A 22,916-nucleotide genomic window follows, 5' to 3' on the forward strand; every position below is an offset into this window, starting at 1 on the left:
TCCGATACATTTATAAAGAGATTTCTAAATTCCCATCGAAGAAATAGAGAATTTTCTCCTCTAATGTTCTGTTTGTCAAACGCTCTACTGCTTTTGCATATAACGCTATTTGGGTTTCATAGCGCTTTTTCAAGATAGGTTCAGCAGCGTCAAGTCCACCTGTATATCTGCCTTGCACTCTATCCGTTTTATAATCTAGTAAAAATAGCTTTCCATCTGTTTCAAATAAACAGTCAATCATTCCTTGAATCAGAACAGGCTCTCCCTCAGTATCAATATGACTGTATACCTCTTTAACAGGTAACACCATACTAAATGATACCTCTCGTTTTACCCAGTCCGCTTTCAGCAGTTTTTGACCAATTGAAGTAGAGAAGAAAGCAGCAATTCCTTCTTGATCAATTGACTGGACTTGCTCATCTGTTAGCAAGTCTCGCTGCTGTAAGGATTTGAGCAGGTGCCTTATACGTGATTCATCATAGGGCTCCTCAGAAGGAAGCGTGATATGCTGCATGACTGTATGCATTGCGGTGCCTTGTTCTGCGGCAGTGAGTGTTTTTTTCTTCATGAAAGCCGGCCGGTCATACAATGTTGCACGAGCTTTTCGAATAGAAGAAGGAACACTGTACTCATCCTGTATTTCTTTCATCCTTTTTATCTCGGAAACAGACTGCTTTGTGCCGACTTGCGAGGCCGCTAGATATGGATATTTCCATGAAAGTCTCTCTGCCACCTTCTCATCAGCATCACCATATCCTTCAACAGGCAGACCATCCATCAATGCTTGTACTACCTCGTCTTGCTGCTTCTTTTCAAGTGACATATCTTCCTTTAGAAGATCAGAAGCTTGCGTAAACGAGATAGTGAATGTAGACGGATGCGAAAGAACAACATCGCCTGTTTCTTCTAAAACAGATGACATCGCTTGATGACGGATAAGGGCAGGGCCAATAAAATCTAAGTATGTTTTCGATTGATAACGTTCAAAATCAGGGAGCAGCCACTCTTCTCCAGTCGCGGCATTTTGCCATTTGCTTAATGCTTTCACCTGATTTTTGACAGAGCCGACCAGAAATAATTTTTCCTTAGCCCTTGTGAGCGCCACATATAAGACCCTCAGCTCTTCAGATAATAACTCTTTTCTCATCTTTTTTTTCATCGCCACAAGCGGTAATGTCGCATAACTAATTCTCAGCTCTGGATGGATATACTTGCTTCCAAAGCCTAGCTCTTTATCAAGTAAGTAGGACTGGTTTAAGTCCATCATATTAAAGTTCCTGCCGAGTCCTGCAGTAAAGACGACTGGAAATTCTAATCCTTTACTGCTGTGGATCGTCATCATGCGCACAACGTCCTCTGTTTCACCGAACGTTTTTGCCGCACCAAGATCATCTCCACGCTCCTGCATTCTTTCAATAAAACGAAGGAATCGAAATAGCCCTCTAAAGGCAGCTTTTTCATATTGCTTGGCTCGATCATAAAGGGCACGAAGATTCGCCTGCCGCTGCTTACCTCCAGGCATCCCGCCAACATAATCAAGATACTGCGTATCTCGGTATACTTCCCAAATTAATTCTGCCACCGAATGATTGATGGAGAAATCACGCCACTTACGCAGCAATTGGAAAAATCGCTCTAATTTTTTGCATGTAGGGTGATCAGAATGCGTCACACTCATGAATGCCTTTACAGCATCATAATAAGTGCCTTTTTTATCACTCGTTCGAATAAGTGCCATTTCATTTTCATCTAAATGAACAATAGGTGATCTTAAAACAGCTGCAAGCGGAATATCCTGATATGGATTATCAATGACTTTTAACAAAGAAAGAATGACAGACACCTCTGTTGCTTCAAAATAACCAGAGGAAAGATTCGCATATACTGGGATTCCCTGCTTCTTTAATTCTTCCATCATTTGCGGGGCCCACGGCATAGACCGAAGCAAAATGACAATGTCACGATACTGCAAGTTACGGGTCATTTGCTGTTTTGCATCGTACACTTGAAATGGCTGCTCCACCAATTCTCTTATTTTTTTAGCAATGATTCTCGCTTCAAATTGGACGGTCTCAAGTTCTTCTCGCTCTTCGCCGGTTTCTGCTTCCTGCTGATCTAAGTGGACAAGGAGCATTTCTGTCGTTGTATCTTTGCTTTCTGGATAACTCGCTCCAAGCTTTAATTCAGCTTGTTCATCATATTCAATTTCTCCAACTGTTTCCCCCATCAGCTGCTTGAACAAAAAGTTCGTACTATCTAAAACATCTGAACGGCTTCGGAAGTTTTTATTTAAATCAATTCTCTTCCCTGTTTCTTTGCCGTCTGGTTGAAAGTGTTTATATTTGTTTAAAAAGAGCATGGGCTCAGCCAGTCTAAAACGATAAATGGACTGCTTTACATCACCAACCATAAACAGATTGCCCTCTGCAGAATGTTCCCCTTTAGACACAAGCTTTAAAATCGTTTCTTGTACGAGGTTTGTATCCTGGTATTCATCAACGAGCACTTCTTCAAACTGCTGTTGATAGTACTTGGCAGCTTCTGTTTCGATCAAATGTCCTTCTGCATCCTGCTCCGCTAAAATGCGTAAGCAATAGTGCTCTAAATCCGAAAAGTCGACAATTGACTTTTCCTGCTTCGCTCTCTCGAAACGCACACCAAATTGGATCACAAGCTCTACAAGCGTCTCCACAACTGGCTTCATTTCAGCTAAGCTTTTTAAATGCTGGGCAGGACTGCGCATAAAGTATTCATCTTTTAGCTTTTCTAGTTGTTTTTTTGCTTGATTACGTGCATCTGTGGCCTTTTCTAACAAAACAGGGTCATATTCATCCCCTTTGCACGTTTTGAGCCTTTTAAAATTGACGTTCGGCAAAAGCTCGTAAAGCTCCTCAAAATCATCTTGATGACAGATTAATTCATTGACTTGCTCTAAATCATCTATAAAATTCGCTGCTCTCGGTGCTGGGCCGCCCGGCTCTTTTGATAGCGAAAGAGCTCGTTCAAGCAGCTCCTGGCAGCTCCGGAGAACGAGAGAAAGATCTTCTTTGATATATGGATAAAACGGTAATTCTTCTACTTTTGTTTGTGCATCTACATCATAAAGTGAAAGGAATGCCCTCATCCATTGCTCAGGTAAAGGATGAGACCTAGAAAACTCATAAATTCTCTTCACAAGCCATTGCAAATCTAAGTCATGGCGGTCAGAAGTGTAACGATCAACCAGTTCAAAGAATGATGGCTTTCCAGCCTTATATTCATCCTCGAACAGTTCATCTAACACTTCATCTCCTAATAATTCTCCTTCTGTTTGATCTGCCAAACGAAAGCCTGGGTCAAGATCAATTTCATAGTAAAAGGTGCGCAAAACCTGCAAGCAAAAGGAGTGCAAGGTAGAAATATTGGCACGATTCATGAGGGACAGCTGCCTTCTCATATGAAGGGACCCAGGGTTTTTGGCTAATTCTTTTTCAAGTGCTTCTGTAATCCGATGCTTCATCTCTGCCGCAGATGCATTTGTGAAAGTCACAACGAGCAGACGGTCCACATCAACTGGATGTTCAGGCCGGGTCATTTTTCGAATCAGCCGTTCAACCAAAACAGCTGTTTTTCCTGACCCTGCCGCCGCCGCAACCAAGATATCTTGTCCTTCTGAAACGATGGCTTCCCATTGGTCATCCGTCCACGTACTGTTATTCGGTTTTGGTATTTGCATACTGATCCCCTTCTTTTTTGATCCGGTCTATCACAACATCATCTTTCTCAGAGGTGAGCACCCTAAAATCATTATCCTCTATTGATTCATCGAATTGGCAAATAGACTTGAATGAACAAAAGCGGCAAGGTGTTTGATCCTTCAATTTATATGGATTAATTGCGACCTCTCCATTTGTAATTCTTTCGCCTGCTTCTTCAAATGTGCGCCGAACGTGTTGTGTGAGTATATGGAAATGATCTTCACTTAAAACTGCAGAGTCAGAACGGAAAGACCCATCCTTTTTCAAGCCGGCTTGAATGACTTGTGATCTACCTGAATCAAGCGTTTGATCCATGAGCTTTACTGCTTCTACATCTTCAAGCAATAAACCCTTCATTTTAAATTTCTTGAATATTTCCTGCTCAATGTCATCCTCTGCAAGCGGAATAGGTGCTTGAATAAGCGGATCATGGATATGGAAATATAAAATGCCAGCAGGCGTCGCTTCAACCCCGAGCCACTCTTTCGAATACGTAATGGTCAGGTCTAAGTAAGTGAGCATTTGCAAGGCCAGCCCATAGTATACTTCTGCTAAGTCAAGACCTTTCTCACTGGATTTGTAGTCGACTATTCTCAAGAGCAGCCCTTTTGAACCTTCTGCTTTATCTACCCGGTCAATTCTTCCGACAAGCTCCATCGTGCAGCCATTCTTTAATTGAAAAGTAAACGGCGGCAATGGCCCTTGCCCCCCAAAACCTAACTCTAACCCTACTGGAGAAAATCCACTCACTTTGGCATGTTCACTTAATATAGAAGAGACTCGAATCAAGATTTTCTGGAGCTTTTCTTTAATATAAGCATGCCGATTAGAGCTTAATAGAATTTCCTTTTGAAGACGCGGAGCAAGCTGTTCAATCGCATGTTTTGAATAAGTGACACAATCTTCCTTCGTTAGGTTTTTCCAATCCTTTTTTTGTTCAACAAGCGTATCTGAAATATGTTTTAAAGCCGAGTGGAACAACTGGCCGATATCAGGTGCTTCCAATTTGTAAAATTGTCGATCCTTTAGTTTTAACCCATGGGAAGCAAAGTGAGAAAATGCACACGCATTGAATTTCTCCATTCTTGAAACACTGCCCTGAATATGATCACCATAAAGCTCTTTTGTGACATTAGGCTTTAATGGCTTCGCTCGATTTGTAAAAAACAAACTTGACATGATGTTTTTTGATACATCCCGATGAGGAGATGTCATTAAGTAGTTATAGACACTCCACCATACACCACTAATGGGATATTGATTGAGCCATTGCTGCAACTGTGAAACGGTATACGATAACGAAACATGCTCATTCGCTACAAATTTTAATTGCTCCTCGTCATCCAGTTGTTCTGGATCTAACACATAAAGAGCCTGCTGGTGATTTGGCATAAGCTCTTGGCAATACTTGATAAGTGTCGAAGGCAAAAGAGAACGTCCTTCTGCATCAGCAGCCGAATAGGATAGATACAAATGACGTGATGGACTCGATAACGCTTGGTAAATTAAAAATTGCTCATCTAGCAGCCGTTCCTTTCCTGTCTCTGCCAGCTCTGCTCCTGCTCGTTTTAACCATTCACGGTCATCCTCAGACAATACACTCTCATCAGAGGGGCGTGCGGGAATAACGCCATCATTTACACCAACGATAAACGTACACTTCACTTGATACATTCTCGATAAATCCATACTTCCAATAAATACTTGGTCGAGTGAAGGCGGAATCAAAGCGAATTTTAGAGAAGCTAATCCTGTATCCATCATTTGTTGGAATAAAGGAAATGAGAGCTCTTCTTCACCTAGCATTTCAACAAATTCATCCATTAATTGAATAACCGCATCCCATACTTGTCCGTGCTGCATTGCTTCAGCTAATCTACCTGCTTCTTCAGCGTCAAGCCTCGCTTTTTCAAGCTTATCTGGTACTTGTATCTCTTCTAAAAAGACATAGACAGCCTCTACCATGTCTTTTACCTTTTGCGCTTTTTTGAGCCTTTTCTGCAACTGGTAAAGCGGGGGCACGATCCATTCTTTGACGTCATTTAGCATTTGTTCCATTTCAATTTCTTGATCTGTTTGTCCAAAATCCTCATCTAATGATTGGAAGCGCCTGTAATGAAACCGGGAACCGTTTGTCCAGCGTTCTCCTTTTACACCATAAGCAATACAATAGTTTTCGAGCTGATCTGCCTGCTCTCTCGCTTTGTTCTTAGCGAGTTCAAGCGGAAATAAGAACTCTGTTTTCACGCAGCGAAATACCGCTTCATACCGCCAGTTTCCCTTTATGACATCCAAGCTCGAACGAATCAATTCAATGAGCGGATGATACTGCATCGATTCATTTCCATCAATAAAAAAAGGAATATCGTAATCTCGAAAAACCTCTTTTAATGTGTCTTTATAGTCGTCTACATGTCGTGCAACAATCGAGATATCTCTCAATCTAAGTCCTTTTTCTCTCACTAAATCAAGTATATCTCTCGCTACACCCTCAATTTCAGCTCGTTTATTTGCACTTTTAGACACTGTGAGATGAGGGGTGTTTTCCTGATATGGCTGCACTGGTCTCTGCTCATATTGGTGTTCTAAATAAGCAAGATCTGGTGTATAAATGTGTCGTTTATTTCTTTCCAAAACGTTTTCAGAAATGTCAGCTCCGCACTCTCTAGCAAGCTGATAGAGCTGGAAATACGTTTTCCCTGTCATACGAAATAAATCAAGTTCATTTGGCTGCCTATCATGATAGGAGCGATCCACTGTGAAAGCAGCAGTTATTTTTGCTGCATGCAGCAGGAGCTGTTCAATGACAAGAAGCTGCTGCGGTGTAAATTGATAAAAACCATCTATATAAATGTGTGCTCCTTTTATTTCTTCAGATGAAGGAATTTGCTGCGTGAGAAGTGTCAAATAGTCTTCTGAGTGCACATATTCATCTTGTAAATGCTGCTCCATCTGCTGATAAAGAACATGCAGATCATGCAATTTTTCGGCTGCCCGTCTTTCTTCTGTATACTCTGAATACATGCTCGACATTGAAATTTTTTCAATATCCTCCGGCAACATACAATACCTTTTGAATTCAGCCATCGTCTTTTCAATTTGCTCCACAAATCCCGGCTTATCACTCGCTTTTTTGAACACTTTAAACTTTTCTTTCTGCTCTTCAATCACTTTTCTTAAAAGCATTTGAATTCCTGTGCTTGTCACAAATTGCCGGTTCGCTCCGCCAGTCTGCTGTAAAATAGACCAAGCAAGACGTGTGAAACTAAATACTTTGGCCCTGATCATTCCGCCAGCTTCAGACGTTTTTGCAAGCTCATATTCCATTAAAAATGTCATTTGATCCGGGACTAAAAAAATGATTGGCGGACCCAACGGATCAAGCCGAAGCTGTTCTTTGATTTCCTCTAAGATTGCAGTCGTTTTTCCACTCCCCGATCTGCCTGCTAAAAACTGAATCTCCACGTTCCACAACACCTTTCTTATGTACTCATATTCTAGCGAAAATAAAGGGAAATAGCTATTTTCCTATCACGTTCCCGTTCTCCTATCTGATTGAAATAACATAGGCACCTTTCCTCACTCTTTTCATATCATAAACCATCATGAACAAAAAGGAGGCTGGCAATATCATGTATTACGATTACTATGACTACTCGCCATATGACATGCGCCAAAACACAAGGATCATTTCAGACCTTGAGAAGGCGATCAATGGTGAATATTCTGCGATCCAATGCTACGAAAAACTTGCCCAAAAAGCAAAAAACCCTGAGGCGAAAAAGGTCATTCAAGAAATACGTCAGGATGAAGTCAGACACTATCAACTATTTTCAAAGCTATATTATTCTTTAACAGGTAGAAACCACAAACCAAGCGTAACAGAACCTTGTCCAGAACAATTCAGAGAAGGACTTATGTTTGCCTTTAAAGATGAACAAAAAACGGTCGATTTTTACTTAAGCGTATCAGACTATGTCCGTGACCAAGGAACAAAAGAGCTAATGAAACGTATCGCTCAAGATGAACAGCAGCATGCTGTATGGTTTTTATACCTTTTAACGCACCATGTGTCTTAGATAGTCCTATTTTAATAGGAGATCGTATGTTCCGTCAAAAAATGAAATCGATTTTTCGTTCCTTCAATATGTCAAAGTTAGCGCTAAATGCAGCAAAGTCTCACATCCCTTCCTCATTTTCAAACGAGAAAATGAGAATTTGACCATTAAAAAAACTCCTCTGCCACAAATGCAGAAGGAGTTTTTTCACGATCTTTTAATGAAATTTTGCTTCATTGCTTTGCTGCTGATGCTTGAGAACCCCATCAATTGACAGCAGCTTACTGCCGCTAAGTGTTAAATAAAGCGCCATGACGAGCAGCGAAAGTTCAAATTCATAACCGCCAACAAATCCTTTAGAAAAACCAACAGTAATAATCGCTACAGCCATAATTGGTACAAATAATGCTGCGAAAATACGTGTTCCTAGACCTAAAATCAAAGCGATACCCCCGACTAGCTCAATTGTCTTGACAATATAGGCCATAAATTCGGGTAAACCGATTTGCCCAAAGAATGCTGCTGTTCCTCCCAGTCCTCCTTGATATGCCTGAAGTCCATGTAAAAAGAAAATAATACCTAAAATAACGCGTACAAAAAGTGTTCCTATTTCTTGATTCGTTTTCATATAGTGAATTCCTCCTGTTTTTACACTACATAATGTAATGTTAATAAGTAAAAAAAATTAGTAATTTAAGTTGAGCATAATCATTAAGACCACCATCAGAATGGCTGATGTGACAATTGGAATAATTGGTACATTAAAAGGAATATTGTAAGTTGGATTTAAGATTTTTTGTATTCTTAAATTCAATGCCCGATCTCCAAAGGACACCGCAAACTTTGTTTGTTTTTGAAACTGGGTTTTCTTTTTAATCAGTTTCAAAAGGGCCTGCCCTACTCCAAGCTCAGTACCTGTCTGCTGAATGGCATAGTCATCTGCAATCACTTCGCGAAAAACAGAGTAGCTTTGTCTCATATGCTTTAACACTGGAATGTACCAAATGACTTTTGTGAGCATTGAGAACATGAAAGCTTTTAAGGGATCATAGCTGTATTTGTGATGCAATTCATGATGAACAACAGCGTCAATTTCCTCTTTATCCAGCATGTCCATGAGGGCTGTTGATAAATAAACCTTTGGGTGAAGCATCCCCATTGCAAAGGCAAGCGGTTCTTGACAGTGAAACACAATGATATCGTTTTGATATTTCTCTGACAGAGATTCGGTTGACTGTTGTTCGACTGCCAACATCATATGTCGTTTGAATTGAATGTACTTGCTGATTTGCTTTGCCATATAGAAAATTGCAAATCCCAATGTGTAGAGGACTAAGGCATCTAGAAAATACTTTAAAGGAGTGAATCCATAAAATTCGAGCACGGACTGGCATACATGGATCAGGTTATATGCTTGGTTCCAGCCAAAAAAGCTTGAAAGCACGTAATACCCCATCTGATAAAAAATGGCTAAACCAATCAATATACCGCCTAAAAACAGCAGACTCGACTTCATTTTATTCATTTTGCTGCTCCTCTTTTTTAGATGCTAGCCTTGCTTCTAGAACTTTGAGTAATTCAGGATCAGCACTTTCAATCGCATCCACCATATGATTCACTGCCAATGGACCGAAATCGTCCATCAATCCTTGCGTAATCCATTTTGTTTGCTCATTTAGAAATTCTTCTTTTGTTAAAATGGGATTATAAATAGATGAGCGCCCTTTTGTTTTTTTCTCCACAATTCCTTTTTCGGTTAAGCGGTTCAGCACAGTCATCACCGTGTTGAAATTAATCGGCTTTTCATCTGACAGCTTCTGCTGCACCTCTTTAATCGGCATATCCTCACCTTGATAAAGGATCTCCATAATTCTTCCCTCTAAAGGACCAAAAAAACGATTCAATCCCTTTTCATTATATTTAAAAGAAGGAATTTTCATGTTATCACCCCACACTAAGCATTGTAGTGTAATTGAAAATGATAGTCAACTGATAAGATAAATAGGGGAAAATCGTTGTATATTGACTTTGCTTTTGGTAAAAATTATTTCTTTCTTTATAAGAATTTGCTAACCATTTATTGATAAGATAATCTTATGAAAATGGTAAAAAAAATCGTATTTTATTTATAGAGACTTTTGTATTATAGTGAAGATAACAACATTTCACTTACTGAACAAACATATAGGAAGAAGGTTTACATGTGATGAAACAAGGAAACAGCCTTCGAACCGATCTCATTCTGATTGCGATAAGCGGTTTAGGTGGATTTCTTTTGTCTTTAACAGGAATGTCTATTGGCTGGATGGTTGGTACATTAATCACAGCAGCTTTTATTGCCATGCGCCGCCCCACCCTGTTTCAGCGTAAAGGAACCAGCACCTTACGTATTCACAGCAGATGGCTGCTCCTTGGTCAATTCATTCTCGGAATCGAACTCGGACAGAAAATGAATATGAAGGTCCTTCACATTTTCGCTGAAAATTGGCTCCCTGTGAGTTTCATGCTCGTCTTTTCTATTCTACTGGCGATGCTCTCAGGCTTTGTCTTATGGAAGCTGAGCAAAACAGATATGCTGACAAGCTTTGTCGGAACTGCCCCCGGCGGTTTATCCGCTATGCCGGGGATTGCCCAAGAGGTGGGAGCAAATACAGCTGTTGTGAGTCTCGTGCAAACGATACGTGTATTAATGGTTGTACTCACTATCCCTTTTACAGTGTTTTATTTAAATACAAAAAACGAAGCGGATGCGGTTGTAGCTACGCAAGGAAGTGCCTTCTCTTCGGGCGTTTTCACCCTGTCAAACATCTCTTGGACCGCTGCACTTATTTTAGGTGCCTGGCTCATGTCACGCCTGGCAGTTCGTCTTCATTTCCCTGCCCCTTGGCTGATCGGCAGCATGCTAGGCGTCGCAGCTCTTCAAGTTGGTGCGGGCGCACTCATAGGTTATGATTTGATTCCTTATTGGCCGGCACAAGCGAACATTGCGTCTCAAGTATTTCTAGGTGCAACCATCGGATCAAAAATGAATAAACAGATGTTTGTTGGACTAAAAAACACTCTCATTGTGGCTGTCGTCAGCTCAGCCGGGCTAATTGCTGCGACTGTCCTCAGCTCTATTGCCATTGCTGAGATTACAGGCATTTCTGTCATTACAGCCATTCTTGCCTTTTCGCCTGGCGGTATTGCAGAGATGGCAACAACAGCGGTCACACTTCACGAGGATTCTACCTTTGTTGTGGCTGTACAAGTCGTCAGAATTATTCTCGTCATTGCAATGCTGCCACCGTTTTTCCGGTTCTTACATCATGTCTGGGCAAAAAGGCAGCCTGATTATAAAGCCGCAAAATAAAAAAGAGACGCTTTGCATATGCAGAGCGCCTTTTTTATTCGCTGGTATTCCTTTTGACACCGACGACTTGATCCTTTGAAATGGTGCCAAAATGCCGGCTGTCAAAGCTATGTATTCGGTTATCTCCAACCACAAAGTAATGATTGTTTTTGATTTTATCGTCTCCTGTGATGGCTTTCAGCTGAAAATCTCCTGTCAGGACGTTCCCCATTTTATGTTTTTTCTGCTCTTTTAAATAAGGTTCCTTCTTTTTTTCACCATCGACAAATAACTGATCATCTTCATACTTGATCGTTTCTCCTGGGAGTCCAATGACCCGTTTGATCAAGATTTGATTTTTAGGTCCGTGAAATAACACATAATCAAACCGGCTAATTTTCGTGAGTTTTGGCGAGAACTTATTGATTAATAATTCTGTTCCATCTGTAAAAGTTGGGTCCATACTAACCCCTTCTACTTTGTACGTGACAAACATGAAATTCTTTACTTGGAACAATAAGACGATGCCTGTAATAATCATCAACCATAGCAATGGCTTCTTTTTCATTAAGAGCCTCCTTTGTCCTCACGCTTGCTCATTCGAATGTTCAACCTATTTTCTACTCTCTTTCCAACATACCATAATAACGCGATAACTAGAACCGCAAAAACACTTCTTAACGGATTCTTAACTAAAGCAGAAAGATCATAGCCAATAAAACTAATGATAAAAAGCATGACACACTTGCCAGATAAAGCAGCTAATGAGAATTGCCAAAAGCTAATTCTTGATAAACCCGCTACAACATTGACAGCAGCAGAGGGCGTGAAAGGAAAGCAAAGTAAAATAAATAACGGACCAAACCCTCGCTTCTCCACCCAAAGCATCAATTTTTTAATGGAAGGATGCCTACTGATAAAGTTGAGCATTCTCATCTGTCCAAATTTTCTGATCAGCAAAAAGACAAGAATAGACCCTGCACTTGCGCCAATCCAGGTCAATAAAAAGCCTTCCCAAAGGCCAAATGCATTTGCATTCGCTACAGCAAACGCAACGAGTGGTAAAAACGGAAGAAATGCTTCTATTAAGGGTAGCAATATGGCCACAATCGGTCCAAAGGCCTTGTAGCTTTCAAAAAATGATGTGATATTTTCATGAGTAAATAGGGAAAGAAATGATGTCAACTTCTTTGACTCCTTCAAGGTTTGTCTACTTTTCATTTTACATGGAAAACATAAAAATATACAAATGAATCCCCCCTGCCCCCTTGAGATTGGTTGACTCATCCGATATAATAAATAAGAACAGGTGTTCCATAAATAAAGAAAGCAGGCTTGGACATGACGAGACTATCAAGAATACAGCTTCAGATGATGGAACAGGCCATCTTTCTTCCAATGGTCATCTCCATCCTCAATCGTGATTTGACTCACTTAAAACAACATCAAACATTTAAACTAAATGAACCATACATTCAGCTTGTGACCTCTGCCTTAAAGGAAGCACAGAAAGCACTTTATGAACTGAAGCAGCATTTACGTAAAGAAAAAATGAAGGTACAGCAAATTGAACACGATGAAGGATTTACAACTTATCTATTTATCATAGATGGCTATGAAGAAAAGCATAAATACTTTAATCCACGTATACGCCACCGGGTAGAGGAACTGCTGACTCAGTATTTTCTTCATCAAGCGAACTGAATTTGCTTCATTGTCGCGCTTACCCATTCAAAGCAAAAAGCCTGCCACAGCGGCAGGCTCCTACTTATTTATGATAATTCAAGCTGTTCTCTCAGCTCTGTTCTCACTTCGTCTAATCCAGCGCCATCTAACTCAAAGTAATACACATTCCCAGGCTGATAATCATGGCCCTTCAGCTGAATGGTATCCACTGATTTCAATGAGCTCAATAACGGGAAAAGACCGATAAACTGCTTCATGGACAGATTGGTTGAAACATTATCACCAAGTGTATCAATGATGTTGTCATATGACGGGATCGAAGAAATGGATTTAGATTTTTCAAAGATGGCTTGAAGTGCTTCCATTTGGCGCTTTCCGCGCATGAGGTCACTGTCTGCCTTTCTCGTTCTCACAAAGGCTAATGCTTCTTCACCATTTAATGTATGGGCGCCTGTCTGCACATGAACTTTTCCCTTTGAATCCTTTTCCATTTGTTTTGCGATACCTTCATCTTCAATCGTGACGTCAATTCCATTTAACTCATCCACAATGTCTTGAAACGCCTTAAAGTTCCCTGAAATCACATAATCTACAGGAATGTTCAGCAAGTTTTCGACCGTTTTGACTGACAAATCTGCACTCCCAAACGCATGGGCGTGGGCGATTTTATCATATCCTCTTCCCGGTATATCAACATAAGAATCACGAGGAATACTGAGGAGCTTGATGGTTTTCTCTGTTCGGTTCACCGCCGCCAGTAAGACCGCATCACTTCTTGCTTCGTCTACCGTTTCACCTGGACGGCTGTCAATTCCAAGCAAGAGCACCGAGAAGCTGTCTTTTCCTGGATCAAAAGCTTTCACACGCTTTTGCGAGGTGTCTCCTCTTTCTAATGACACTTGCGCCTTATCCGACGCTTTTGAAATTTTATAGTAAGCATATCCTGTCACGGACACTGCCATCACCATGACAAAAGCCATGATAAACAGCACGGCTTTCACCCAAGGTCTCAGCCTTCTTTTTGATCTTGTTTTTTCCTTCATCCTTTCCGAACCCTCACTCTATCTTAGTCTATCAATGTAGGTTCCACTATAACATATTTTGATGAAAGTTTCCTGCACGCAACATATTTTTATGAATACAATAAAAAAGCCACTCAGTATGAGCAGCTTTTCTTCCATTATTTTTGGTCAATTCCTTGTTTTACTTCATCAATCATGGCAGTCAATGATTCAAGGCCGCCGCCAGATAAATACCACATGTCAGAGTTCAAATACACCACATGGTTGTTTTTGACCGCTTTGACTGATTTCACATAATCATTTTCAACAAGCTGTTTCGCAGAAGTTTCTTCTCCGATCGCTGCGCCTCGATCAATGACAAATAAGTAATCCGGATTCGTTTTGACCATGTACTCATATGAAATGCTTTGTCCGTGTTTGTCAGATGGCTCAAGCTTTTGATCTGCCGGCGTGATACCAAACACATCATGGATGAGTCCGTATCTTGACTTAGCACCAAAGGCTGTCATTTTACTGTCGTTGGCCATGATCATTAAACCATTCTGTTTCAACTCTTTTGCCTGTTTCTTTAATGCATCTACTTTTTGATCAATGGCTGCTAGTTCTTTTTTGACTTCGTCTTCCTTATCAAAAATTTCCCCTAACGTCGTGGCATTCTTTTTAAATGATTCCATATAGTTGGCAGTGTCTACATCCATCAAAATCGTAGGAGCAATTTTAGAAAATTCATCGAATGCATCTGATTGACGGTTCTGGATAATGATCAAATCAGGATCTAACTCTGCAATTTTTTCGAAGTTCGGCTCTTTTAAACCGCCGACATTCTCATATTTGTCACCTTCATATTTGGATAAATATTTAGGCACGACTTGTTTTGGTAAAGCTGTCACATCCACACCTAGTTTGTCCAGCGTATCAAGACTTCCCATATCAAACACGACGACTTTTTTCGGGTTTTTCTTGATCTTCACGCCGTCTTTATTGAGCATGTCTTTTACCGTGACGGTTTCCTCTTTTGTTCCTTCTGTTTTTCCTTGGTTCCCGCAGGCAGCGAGTACAACAATCGCTGTTAATACAGTCATCATCCAAATCCATTTTTTCATACTTGATCACCTCTTCATTTTTTCAAGAAAAATATAAGCAAATACGCTCACCGTGAATGACTTCAATCGGTATGCGCATGTCATAAATTTGTTCAAGTGCATCTGTTTGAATCACTTCTTCTACTCCGCCTTCTTTGATCACCTGTCCATCTTTTAAAGCGACGATATGATCGGAATACACAGATGCAAAGTTAATATCATGGAGAACCACAACAATTGTTTTCCCAAGATCTTTGACGAGCTGCTTAAATAGCTTCATCATCTCAACAGAATGATTCATATCCAAGTTGTTTAAAGGCTCATCTAAGAAAATATAATCCGTATCCTGAGCCAGCACCATCGCAATAAAGGCTCTTTGCCTTTGTCCGCCGCTCAGTTCATCTACATATTGATGCTGGATATCGGCAAGCCTCATGTATTGAAGAGACAAATCGATCATCTTCTCATCTTCTTTTGTCAGCTGGCCCTGTGAGTAAGGAAAACGGCCAAAGCTGACAAGCTCCCGTACGGTCAGGCGCACACTCATGTGATTGGCCTGCTTTAAAATGCTCATCTTTTTCGCTAGCTCCTGCGGAGGATACGCGCTATATGGTTTGTCCTGTAAATAAGCTGCACCTGTGTCTGGCTGAATCAAGCGGCTCATGATGGACAAAAGCGTGCTCTTACCCGCACCATTTGGACCAATGAGAGAGGTCAGCTGTCCTTTTTTCACACTGACAGTTGTTTTGTGAAGCACTGTTTTTCCGTTATATGTCTTACTGACTCCCTTCATTACGACCATGAACGACTCTCCTTTAAAAGTAAGTAAATAAAATACAATCCGCCTACTAAATCAATCAGGACACTCAGCGGCGTTTGAAAAGTAAATACCTTTTCTACAAGAAACTCCCCGCCTACAAGGGCAATCACACTGATGAAAAAAGAGCCTAGCAGCAAGTATGTATGCCGGTACGTCCGAAAGAGCTCTCGTGCGACGTTCACGACGAGTAAGCCAAGGAACGTAATCGGTCCGACAAGTGCTGTTGCGATGGACACAAGAACGGCTATCACGATCAGCATCTTTTTTGTGATGCTGTCATAGTCAATTCCCAGATTCACCGCATGCTCCTTCCCAAGTGACATGACATCTAATTTGGAGCGGAATGTCCAAATGTAAAGGCACAGCGCCGCAAATAAAACAGAAGCAATGAGTAAGATATCTGTGTTCATGTGATTAAAGCTTGCAAAGGATTTATCTTGTACGACCTGGTATTCATTTGGATCAATCAGCACTTCCATAAAAGAAGAAAGGCTTTTGAACAATGTCCCAAAGACAATACCAACAAGCAGAAGCAAGAAAATGTGTTTATTTTTGCGTTTGAACATCACCGTATATAACAGCACAGAAAATAGAATCATCAGCCCAACGCAAAGGAAAAAATTCAGGTTTTTATTGACGATCATAAAATTGGTCGAGCCAAACAGATAAATAATCGCTGTTTGCAAAAACAAGTACAGTGCGTCTAAACCTAGTATGCTCGGCGTTAAGATTCGATTGTTGGTCAAGGTTTGGAAGACAACAGATGAAAAGGCAATCGCGCCTCCCGTCAATGTCATCGCCAGCACTTTCTTTAAACGACTTGGCACTGTGTACGGCCAGTACCCCATTTGAAAGGTAATGAAAATCACGATCAGCACGGCTGCAATGGCTGCAATCAGGCATAATGTACGTTTCTTATGCATAGCGTTTCCTCCTTAATAACATGTACAGGAAGATCGCACTTCCGACGATGCCTACCATGAGCCCAACTGAAATTTCATATGGATAAATGATCACCCTTCCGAGCACATCACAAATCAGAACAAAAATGGCTCCTAGTAAGGCTGTATGCGGAAGGCTCTTTTTCAAGTGATCGCCGCGGTAGATCGATACAATATTCGGAATGATTAAGCCTAGGAATGGCAACATTCCGACAGTTAATATGGTGACAGATGTAATCATCGAAACGATCACCAAACCAACCGCCATCACACGTTTATACGTTAAACCTAAGTTGATGGCAAAGCTCTCACCCATACCCGCCACTGTAAAGCGGTCAGCATATAAATACGCGATGATCAATAGTGGAACACTCACATAGAGCAGTTCATAACGCCCCTGAACAATAAGAGAAAAATCCCCTTGAAGCCATGCAGATACGTTTTGGATCAGATCATATTTATAGGCTATAAACGTAGATATTGAACTGACAATCCCGCCAAACATTAAGCCGACTAACGGTACATAGATCGTATCGTTCACCTTAATATGCCGCAGGATTTTTAAGAAAAGAAGATTCCCAGCTAAAGTAAATAGAAACGCGATTCCCATTTTCATGAGCGGGCTCGCATGTGTAAAAACAAGCATTGCTGCTAAAATACCAAGCTTCGCCCAATCCATCGTTCCTGCAGTGGTTGGTGAAACAAATTTATTCCTCGTCATGCTTTGCATAATAAAGCCGCATAAACTAAGGCTCATGCCAGCAAGCACAATACTCATGAGACGCGGGATGCGACTTGAAACTAACGTATGTAATTGTTCATCTGTTAAATGAAACATCTGTAAAATGGACAGATCCTGTACACCGACAAACAGTGATACACATGCCAAACATACAAATAATAAACTTAATTGATACAACTTCATACTGGTTTCTCTCTTTCTATCAAGCTCTTTCCGCTAAAAATGATTATCATTATCAATTAAGCGACAGTTCATATATTATCATATCTAGTAAAATATTCAATAGCAGATTGAGAAAGACGGAAACTCATGAAAAAACAGCCTGCGGCAGCGGCTGGTTTTTCACCATTATTGAATGCTCACTTGAAATTGTCCTTTCAATTCCTCTTCTGCTTCTTGAAATAACTGCCTTACGCTTTCTGCATACTCGCCAAGAGCGTCTTTGCTCGTTTCAAAATTTACCCATGTCAGCTCTATTGGAAGATTTACTTCTCCTGTCAAACAGTCCCATAGGGCATCAAGATTTTTCCCGTAATAGTCAGGAAGGTGTAAAACTGTTTTTAGTTGGTCATGAAGCTCTTCTTGCGACCTGCACGATGCGCCGTCCAGCTGCACTTTTTTCATGTCATCTTCCCCTCTCATGCCTTTATTTTAAACGAACAGAAGGAAAAAGAGAAAGCGGGACTCCTCACTTTTGTTTCTGTCTGACACTTGAGATCAAAAGGATGAGACAAGCAGCCAAAACGACCAAGAAAAAGACGGTTAACACCATCTGGGTCCCGTACAGATCAGCAAAAAGACCGATAAAAACACTCGGAATACCCAGGCCTAAATAGGCAAACAAGTAAAACCCTGCAACGGCTCTAGCTGCCTCCTTTTTCCCCCGTTCGACAATAAGCTGAAGACCACCTAAATAAGTAAATCCATAGCAGGCAGTACCCGCAAGCATCGTTCCGGCAAGCACAAGAAAGATGGACCCGCTATTTGCTCCAAATAGCAAAAGGCCGTATCCGCATGGAAGACAGATAAACCCGGCAAAGAGCGCTACTGTGCTATTCATCTTGCGAACAAAAGGCTGCATCAGGACACCTGCCATATTAATCAAAAAGAGTGCCGGCCCTACCCATAATTCATATCCATTCAATTTAAGCTGTGCTGGCAAAACCGAAATGACGAGGCCGCACACCGACCACGCGATGGCAATCGCTGCATTCGCCGGCATTGTTCCTTTTGGAAATGTTGGCATGTTCATCATCGGTTTACCTGAATCTCCTTGTACAGGCGGAACGAAAAAGAAGACACCCACGATGGTTAGGATTAAAAGGCCCAGCACAATCCAATAGCTAAGAGGCGCAAGCGACATACGCTGAAAAGAAAGCAGTGCCGTAAAAAGAGCACCGCCCCCAAAGCCAACCGAACTGCATAACGCAATAAAAGTTGGAATCCAGCTTGATTTTTCTGGATATAAAGCAATCAAATAAGCGGTGCATGTGCCAACACTCAGACCAAGCCCCACCCCTTGCAGCAGCCGGGCTGCAAAGAGCATTTGTATGGTAGGGTGCACGATCATCAATAGGGTAGCACATAACGAAAAGCTTAGCGCGACCAATAAAACCGGTTTGCGTCCAGCCCGATCAGATATGCCACCAAGAAAAAGCAAGACTGGAATCAGTCCGAAGACATATGCAGCAAATACAAGTGCTGTATCCGCCTTTCCGTACCCTGCTTGTTCCGCATACAACGTATAAAGGGGCACTTGCAGATTCACTGCGGTCGTAATCATAAAAAGACCAAATAAAACGAATATAAATGGAATGATGGATAGGTGTGCTGTTTCTTCTTTAGATGCAGGGATCATTTGACTCTCTCCTCTATGTCATAAGCATATGAGAACAGTGTACACACCTTTTGGCTTACTTCCTATATCCAAAAATGATGCTATTGACCACTCCATAATTCCGTGTCATCATCAAGTTATATGTGACAATGAGAGAAGGTGTCCGATGTATATTTATTTAGACCGCTCAAGTACAACCCCGCTCTGGCAGCAAATCGTGACTGGGATCATTCAACAAATTCATTCACAAAAACTGAATCCTGACGATCAGTTAACACCAACACGGGTATTAGCACAGGAGCTCAATGTATCAAGATCAACTATACAGCTTGCCTATGATGAACTGCTGGCAAGAGGATATGTCAGCACATCTAGAAGAGGCGGTACAAAGGTCATTTCGAGTGACCACTATGCAGCCTCCACTCCCCATCAAAGTGAGCCGCCTTTCCCTCTTCCGGTAAGACCACACTTTCAAGAGGCGGAGAAACAAATGGACCACTGGCTGTCGGCCAATCAATTTCATGAGAAACTCGATATTGATTTTCGACATCAGGAGCCAGCCATCGATGAACATTTTCAAAATATATGGAAACGGTCGCTCACGAAAGCATTACAGCGATTAGATATGAAAGATTGGGGCTATTCCTCCCCGCACGGATTATGGGAAGTACGTGCAGAAATACGCCAATACTTATCTGTAGAACGCGGAATCGATGTAGAAGAAGATCAAATGGTGTTAACAGGTGGCACGCAGCAAGCCATTGATTTGATTTCACAGGTATTGCTTAAAAAAGGAGATACAGTAGCTGTTGAAGATCCAGGCTTTCCTGGGGCAAGGCTTTCATTTATGCATCGTGAAATGAACATTTATCCCGCACCCGTCGATGAAGAAGGAATCATGGTGAATACATTGCCACGGCAAACAAAGCTGATTGCGGTGACGCCCTCCCATCAGCGTCCAACCGGTGTATGTATGAGTGTCAACAGAAGGCAGCAGCTGCTGAAATTTGCTGTCAGCCATCAGTCTTATATACTAGAGGATGATTTTGATGGAGATTATCGTTATCATGGCGGACCGCTTCCTTCATTATTTTCAGAAGCACCCGACCATGTGATTTACATCTTAAGCTTCTCCAAGGTGCTGACACCCGGCATCCGCCTTGCTGCCATTATCGGCTCCAAAGCGGTCATAAAAGAAATCGCTTCCCTGCAATCACTCATTCAAAGACAGCTGCCCATTATGGAACAGATCACACTCGCTTCTTTTTTCAGAGAAGGAGAATTCACGCGATATGTCAGGCGAATGAGACAGCTGTATAAAAAAAGACAGGCTGCTATGATGGATGCCCTTTTGACACAACACTTTGACAAGCACTTTCATATCTATGGAACCGATACGGGTCTTCATGTCTTTTTAGAAGGAGCGCCAGACTTTGACGAAAAAGGCAGTATTGAAGCAGCCAAAGCAGCGGGCGTTGGCATTTATCCATTAAGTCCTTATTGTTTTGAGAGCAATCGAAAGGGATTACTGCTAGGCTTCGCCTGTACGGACGAAAACATGATTCAAGAGGGTGTCCGCCGCTTAAAGCAAATACTTTATATGTAAAAAAAGCCTGGAAGTCCGCCTTCCAAGCTTTTTTACGTTGATTGCTGAATGCGGCCTACTTCTTCAATAAATGCAGCTGTCTGCTGCAATCCATCTTGCAGATGATGGGTAGCGGAAATAAACAGCTTTTCTTGACCTGGGTGCTTTAATAGCTGCTCCACCTGACCGATTCCTTTTTCAAATGAATGAAGACCTGTCTTTAATTGTTGATCCGCCTTTTGATAAGCGGCTGGAACTTCTTGATGAGCAAGCCCCTTTTGAATCACACGATCAAAGGCTTTCGTCGCTTTTTTCAATTTTTTATTTACTTGGATCTTTCCATGTCCATCTGAAATAAATTGGTCGGTCATGTTTTCATAAGCTTCATTTAACTCATCCATATAACGCTGAACCCATTGTTCATACGCAGCTTCTTTTGTGTCTTGTTTTGAAGGCGATTGACCTGCTTGCTGACAGGCTGCTAGTAATATCACTGTCAAGGTGAATAGCAGCATCAAATGCGATTGTTTTTTCATACAGAGCCTCCATTTCTTATTCCCATTCGTTCATATCGGTCAAAATAGGAGTATCCTTTACCACATACGAACACTTTGCAAGAAATGATTTCTTTTATTGTAACAGACGGCTCGTGTCACTTCTGCGATTTATGAGTAAATGGATGAAAATACGTCTAAGGATCCACATTTTCCTGTCATTTGGTTGACAGTCTACCGATACACTTAATAGACGACTGGATATATGGATTTGGTTTCAATAAGTTCATGGTGGATGTTTTCTAATGAAAAGAAATACTTCGTTCGTGTCATCATGATGATGCCAAACGAAGTCGCCTTGTATTTTCCAAGTCTTAAATTATACATCCTGTTGATTTATTGAAGTTTACCTTTACAAGCAATCTCAAGCTCTTCGACTACTTCACCATCTTGAATGAGATATGCTTTTTCATGGAGATTGACAGCGGGACAAATATGATTTGGAATGATTTGCACCTTCTCACCGATCTGGACAGTCTGACGGAAGCCTTCGTGATAGATGATGGCATGCTCATCAAATACACTTGAAACAAATACATCATCATAGTCTTTTACTTTGCCTAGTCCTTTTGTTTTCGTCAGCCCTTTTGTACGGGTTTGAGCCGTGAGCCCTTTGGCTCCAACATCTGTAATGACACGGGCCTTTGTTGGCTTACTGATCACCGTCGTCAGCACAGCTGCCGCACAATGTGAAAAAGTGCCGATCACATTGGATTGAGAGGCATCCATGAAGATGTAAGTGCCTGGTCTGATTTCGGTGACTCCCTTTGGAATATCAAATTGAAATAAGAACGGCGGTGTTGATCCTATGCTCACTACCTCTAGCAGCATGCCTGTTTCTTTCGCAATCTGTGCAAACTGAAGCGTGCGATTCACAGCGTCTTCGTATAATGTGTGACAATGCGCTTTACTTTCCGCCTTATATGTATGTCCATCATGAGAAAAAATCCCCTTTAAATGAACGAAGTCACATGTTTGAATCGCCTGCAAGATTTGACGGAAATCACTCTCTTCAATGACACCAGATCTTTCTTCTCCAACTTCTATCTCAATTAGAACCTCCGCTTTTTTCTCTGCTCCACGAAAGACATGTTCAATTTGATGCACATGCTCTACACAATCTATTCCAAATGAAATTTGTATCGACTCTGCCAGCTTTCGAATTCGCTTGAGCTTTGTCTCGCCTACAATTTGATTGGCGATAAAGATATCTGTCAGCCCATGCGCCGCCATTACTTCCGCTTCTCCTACTTTCGCTACAGTTAAGCCAGATGCGCCCATCTCCTCCTGCACCTTCGCAAGACTAGGTGTTTTATGTGTTTTCGTATGAGGACGCAGTTTGACTTGCTGACGGTCCGCATACTGCTGCATAGCAGCTAGATTCTCCATCATTACCCGTTTATCAATTAATAGCGCCGGTGTATCTAGTTCATCATAAGTCATTATCATATCCCCTTTCACTGCTGCTCGTTATATAAATTTTTATACGTTATAGTTGAATTATATAATTTTTTATATAAT

At 41.3% G+C, this 22,916-nt stretch carries 20 protein-coding genes; 4 read left to right on the forward strand and 16 right to left on the reverse strand.

What is annotated here, in order from left to right; translation table 11 throughout:
* Positions 1-10: 10 nt before the first annotated feature.
* Complete coding sequence (gene addA, locus C6347_RS08610) at positions 11-3,715, reverse strand: helicase-exonuclease AddAB subunit AddA (RefSeq protein WP_106071582.1); 3,705 nt, start codon at positions 3,713-3,715, stop codon at positions 11-13.
* Positions 3,693-7,202 (reverse strand): helicase-exonuclease AddAB subunit AddB, encoded by a 3,510-nt coding sequence (addB, locus tag C6347_RS08615; RefSeq protein ID WP_106036678.1) that lies wholly within the window; start codon positions 7,200-7,202, stop codon positions 3,693-3,695. Before addB ends, addA begins: the two co-directional genes overlap by 23 nt.
* A 167-nt stretch (positions 7,203-7,369) precedes the next feature.
* Here addB and C6347_RS08620 point away from each other — a divergent pair, with 167 nt between their 5' ends.
* A complete protein-coding gene (locus C6347_RS08620) occupies positions 7,370-7,816 on the forward strand; it encodes a ferritin-like domain-containing protein (protein ID WP_034663474.1) in 447 nt (148 codons plus the stop codon).
* A gap of 196 nt (positions 7,817-8,012) precedes the next feature.
* Here the strand turns inward: C6347_RS08620 and C6347_RS08625 are convergent, their stop codons facing one another.
* Genes C6347_RS08625 through C6347_RS08635 form a run of 3 tightly spaced genes read right to left on the reverse strand, consistent with a single transcriptional unit; the run spans position 8,013 to position 9,735 of the window.
* The gene (locus C6347_RS08625; RefSeq protein ID WP_034663477.1) at positions 8,013-8,423 is read right to left on the reverse strand and encodes a DoxX family protein; all 411 of its coding nucleotides are present in this window, start codon (positions 8,421-8,423) and stop codon (positions 8,013-8,015) included.
* A 57-nt stretch (positions 8,424-8,480) separates the two neighbouring features.
* On the reverse strand, positions 8,481-9,320 hold the full coding sequence (locus C6347_RS08630) for a M56 family metallopeptidase (RefSeq protein WP_060595949.1): 840 nt from the start codon (positions 9,318-9,320) through the stop codon (positions 8,481-8,483).
* Positions 9,313-9,735, reverse strand: a complete 423-nt coding sequence (locus C6347_RS08635; RefSeq protein ID WP_024425495.1) for a BlaI/MecI/CopY family transcriptional regulator — start codon at positions 9,733-9,735, stop codon at positions 9,313-9,315. The genes C6347_RS08630 and C6347_RS08635 overlap by 8 nt, the downstream gene beginning before the upstream one ends.
* Positions 9,736-10,001: 266 nt before the next feature.
* On the opposite strand from C6347_RS08635, the gene C6347_RS08640 reads away from it, so the two are divergent.
* Complete coding sequence (locus tag C6347_RS08640; RefSeq protein ID WP_060595948.1) at positions 10,002-11,147, forward strand: AbrB family transcriptional regulator; 1,146 nt, start codon at positions 10,002-10,004, stop codon at positions 11,145-11,147.
* A gap of 34 nt (positions 11,148-11,181) precedes the next feature.
* Here the strand turns inward: C6347_RS08640 and lepB are convergent, their stop codons facing one another.
* Together lepB and C6347_RS08650 are read right to left on the reverse strand one after the other, a co-directional pair.
* The gene (lepB, locus tag C6347_RS08645) at positions 11,182-11,694 is read right to left on the reverse strand and encodes a signal peptidase I (RefSeq protein WP_034663490.1); all 513 of its coding nucleotides are present in this window, start codon (positions 11,692-11,694) and stop codon (positions 11,182-11,184) included.
* Positions 11,694-12,311, reverse strand: a complete 618-nt coding sequence (locus C6347_RS08650) for a TVP38/TMEM64 family protein (protein ID WP_034663493.1) — start codon at positions 12,309-12,311, stop codon at positions 11,694-11,696. The genes lepB and C6347_RS08650 overlap by 1 nt, the downstream gene beginning before the upstream one ends.
* A gap of 156 nt (positions 12,312-12,467) precedes the next feature.
* Between C6347_RS08650 and C6347_RS08655 the strand changes: the two genes are divergently transcribed.
* The gene (locus tag C6347_RS08655) at positions 12,468-12,830 is read left to right on the forward strand and encodes a YhjD family protein (protein ID WP_060595947.1); all 363 of its coding nucleotides are present in this window, start codon (positions 12,468-12,470) and stop codon (positions 12,828-12,830) included.
* Between the two features lie 68 nt (positions 12,831-12,898).
* Here the strand turns inward: C6347_RS08655 and C6347_RS08660 are convergent, their stop codons facing one another.
* From C6347_RS08660 to C6347_RS08690, 7 genes are all read right to left on the reverse strand, one after another.
* A complete protein-coding gene (locus C6347_RS08660) occupies positions 12,899-13,855 on the reverse strand; it encodes an LCP family protein (RefSeq protein WP_106036676.1) in 957 nt (318 codons plus the stop codon).
* 137 nt (positions 13,856-13,992) lie between these two features.
* On the reverse strand, positions 13,993-14,937 hold the full coding sequence (locus C6347_RS08665; protein WP_095284990.1) for a siderophore ABC transporter substrate-binding protein: 945 nt from the start codon (positions 14,935-14,937) through the stop codon (positions 13,993-13,995).
* Between the two features lie 22 nt (positions 14,938-14,959).
* Positions 14,960-15,718 (reverse strand): iron ABC transporter ATP-binding protein, encoded by a 759-nt coding sequence (locus C6347_RS08670; protein ID WP_106071583.1) that lies wholly within the window; start codon positions 15,716-15,718, stop codon positions 14,960-14,962.
* Positions 15,709-16,659, reverse strand: a complete 951-nt coding sequence (locus C6347_RS08675) for an iron chelate uptake ABC transporter family permease subunit (protein ID WP_106071584.1) — start codon at positions 16,657-16,659, stop codon at positions 15,709-15,711. Before C6347_RS08675 ends, C6347_RS08670 begins: the two co-directional genes overlap by 10 nt.
* The gene (locus C6347_RS08680) at positions 16,652-17,602 is read right to left on the reverse strand and encodes an ABC transporter permease (RefSeq protein ID WP_066031073.1); all 951 of its coding nucleotides are present in this window, start codon (positions 17,600-17,602) and stop codon (positions 16,652-16,654) included. The genes C6347_RS08675 and C6347_RS08680 overlap by 8 nt, the downstream gene beginning before the upstream one ends.
* A gap of 165 nt (positions 17,603-17,767) precedes the next feature.
* Entirely contained in the window at positions 17,768-18,043 is a 276-nt protein-coding gene (locus tag C6347_RS08685; RefSeq protein WP_060595943.1) for a barstar family protein, read from the reverse strand.
* Positions 18,044-18,107: 64 nt separating this feature from the next.
* Complete coding sequence (locus C6347_RS08690) at positions 18,108-19,277, reverse strand: MFS transporter (RefSeq protein WP_106036675.1); 1,170 nt, start codon at positions 19,275-19,277, stop codon at positions 18,108-18,110.
* A 145-nt stretch (positions 19,278-19,422) separates the two neighbouring features.
* Between C6347_RS08690 and pdxR the strand changes: the two genes are divergently transcribed.
* Entirely contained in the window at positions 19,423-20,862 is a 1,440-nt protein-coding gene (pdxR, locus tag C6347_RS08695) for a MocR-like pyridoxine biosynthesis transcription factor PdxR (RefSeq protein WP_106036674.1), read from the forward strand.
* 32 nt (positions 20,863-20,894) lie between these two features.
* On the opposite strand, the gene C6347_RS08700 is transcribed toward pdxR, so the two are convergent.
* Both C6347_RS08700 and C6347_RS08705 read right to left on the reverse strand, forming a co-directional pair.
* Complete coding sequence (locus C6347_RS08700) at positions 20,895-21,377, reverse strand: hypothetical protein (protein WP_066031075.1); 483 nt, start codon at positions 21,375-21,377, stop codon at positions 20,895-20,897.
* A 354-nt stretch (positions 21,378-21,731) separates the two neighbouring features.
* Positions 21,732-22,838, reverse strand: coding sequence for a D-TA family PLP-dependent enzyme (locus C6347_RS08705; RefSeq protein WP_066031076.1), 1,107 nt, complete (start codon positions 22,836-22,838; stop codon positions 21,732-21,734).
* Between the last annotated feature and the right edge of the window lie 78 nt (positions 22,839-22,916).

The sequence above is a fragment of the Bacillus sp. NMTD17 genome (genome assembly GCF_002998735.1).
Classification (GTDB): domain Bacteria; phylum Bacillota; class Bacilli; order Bacillales; family Bacillaceae; genus Bacillus.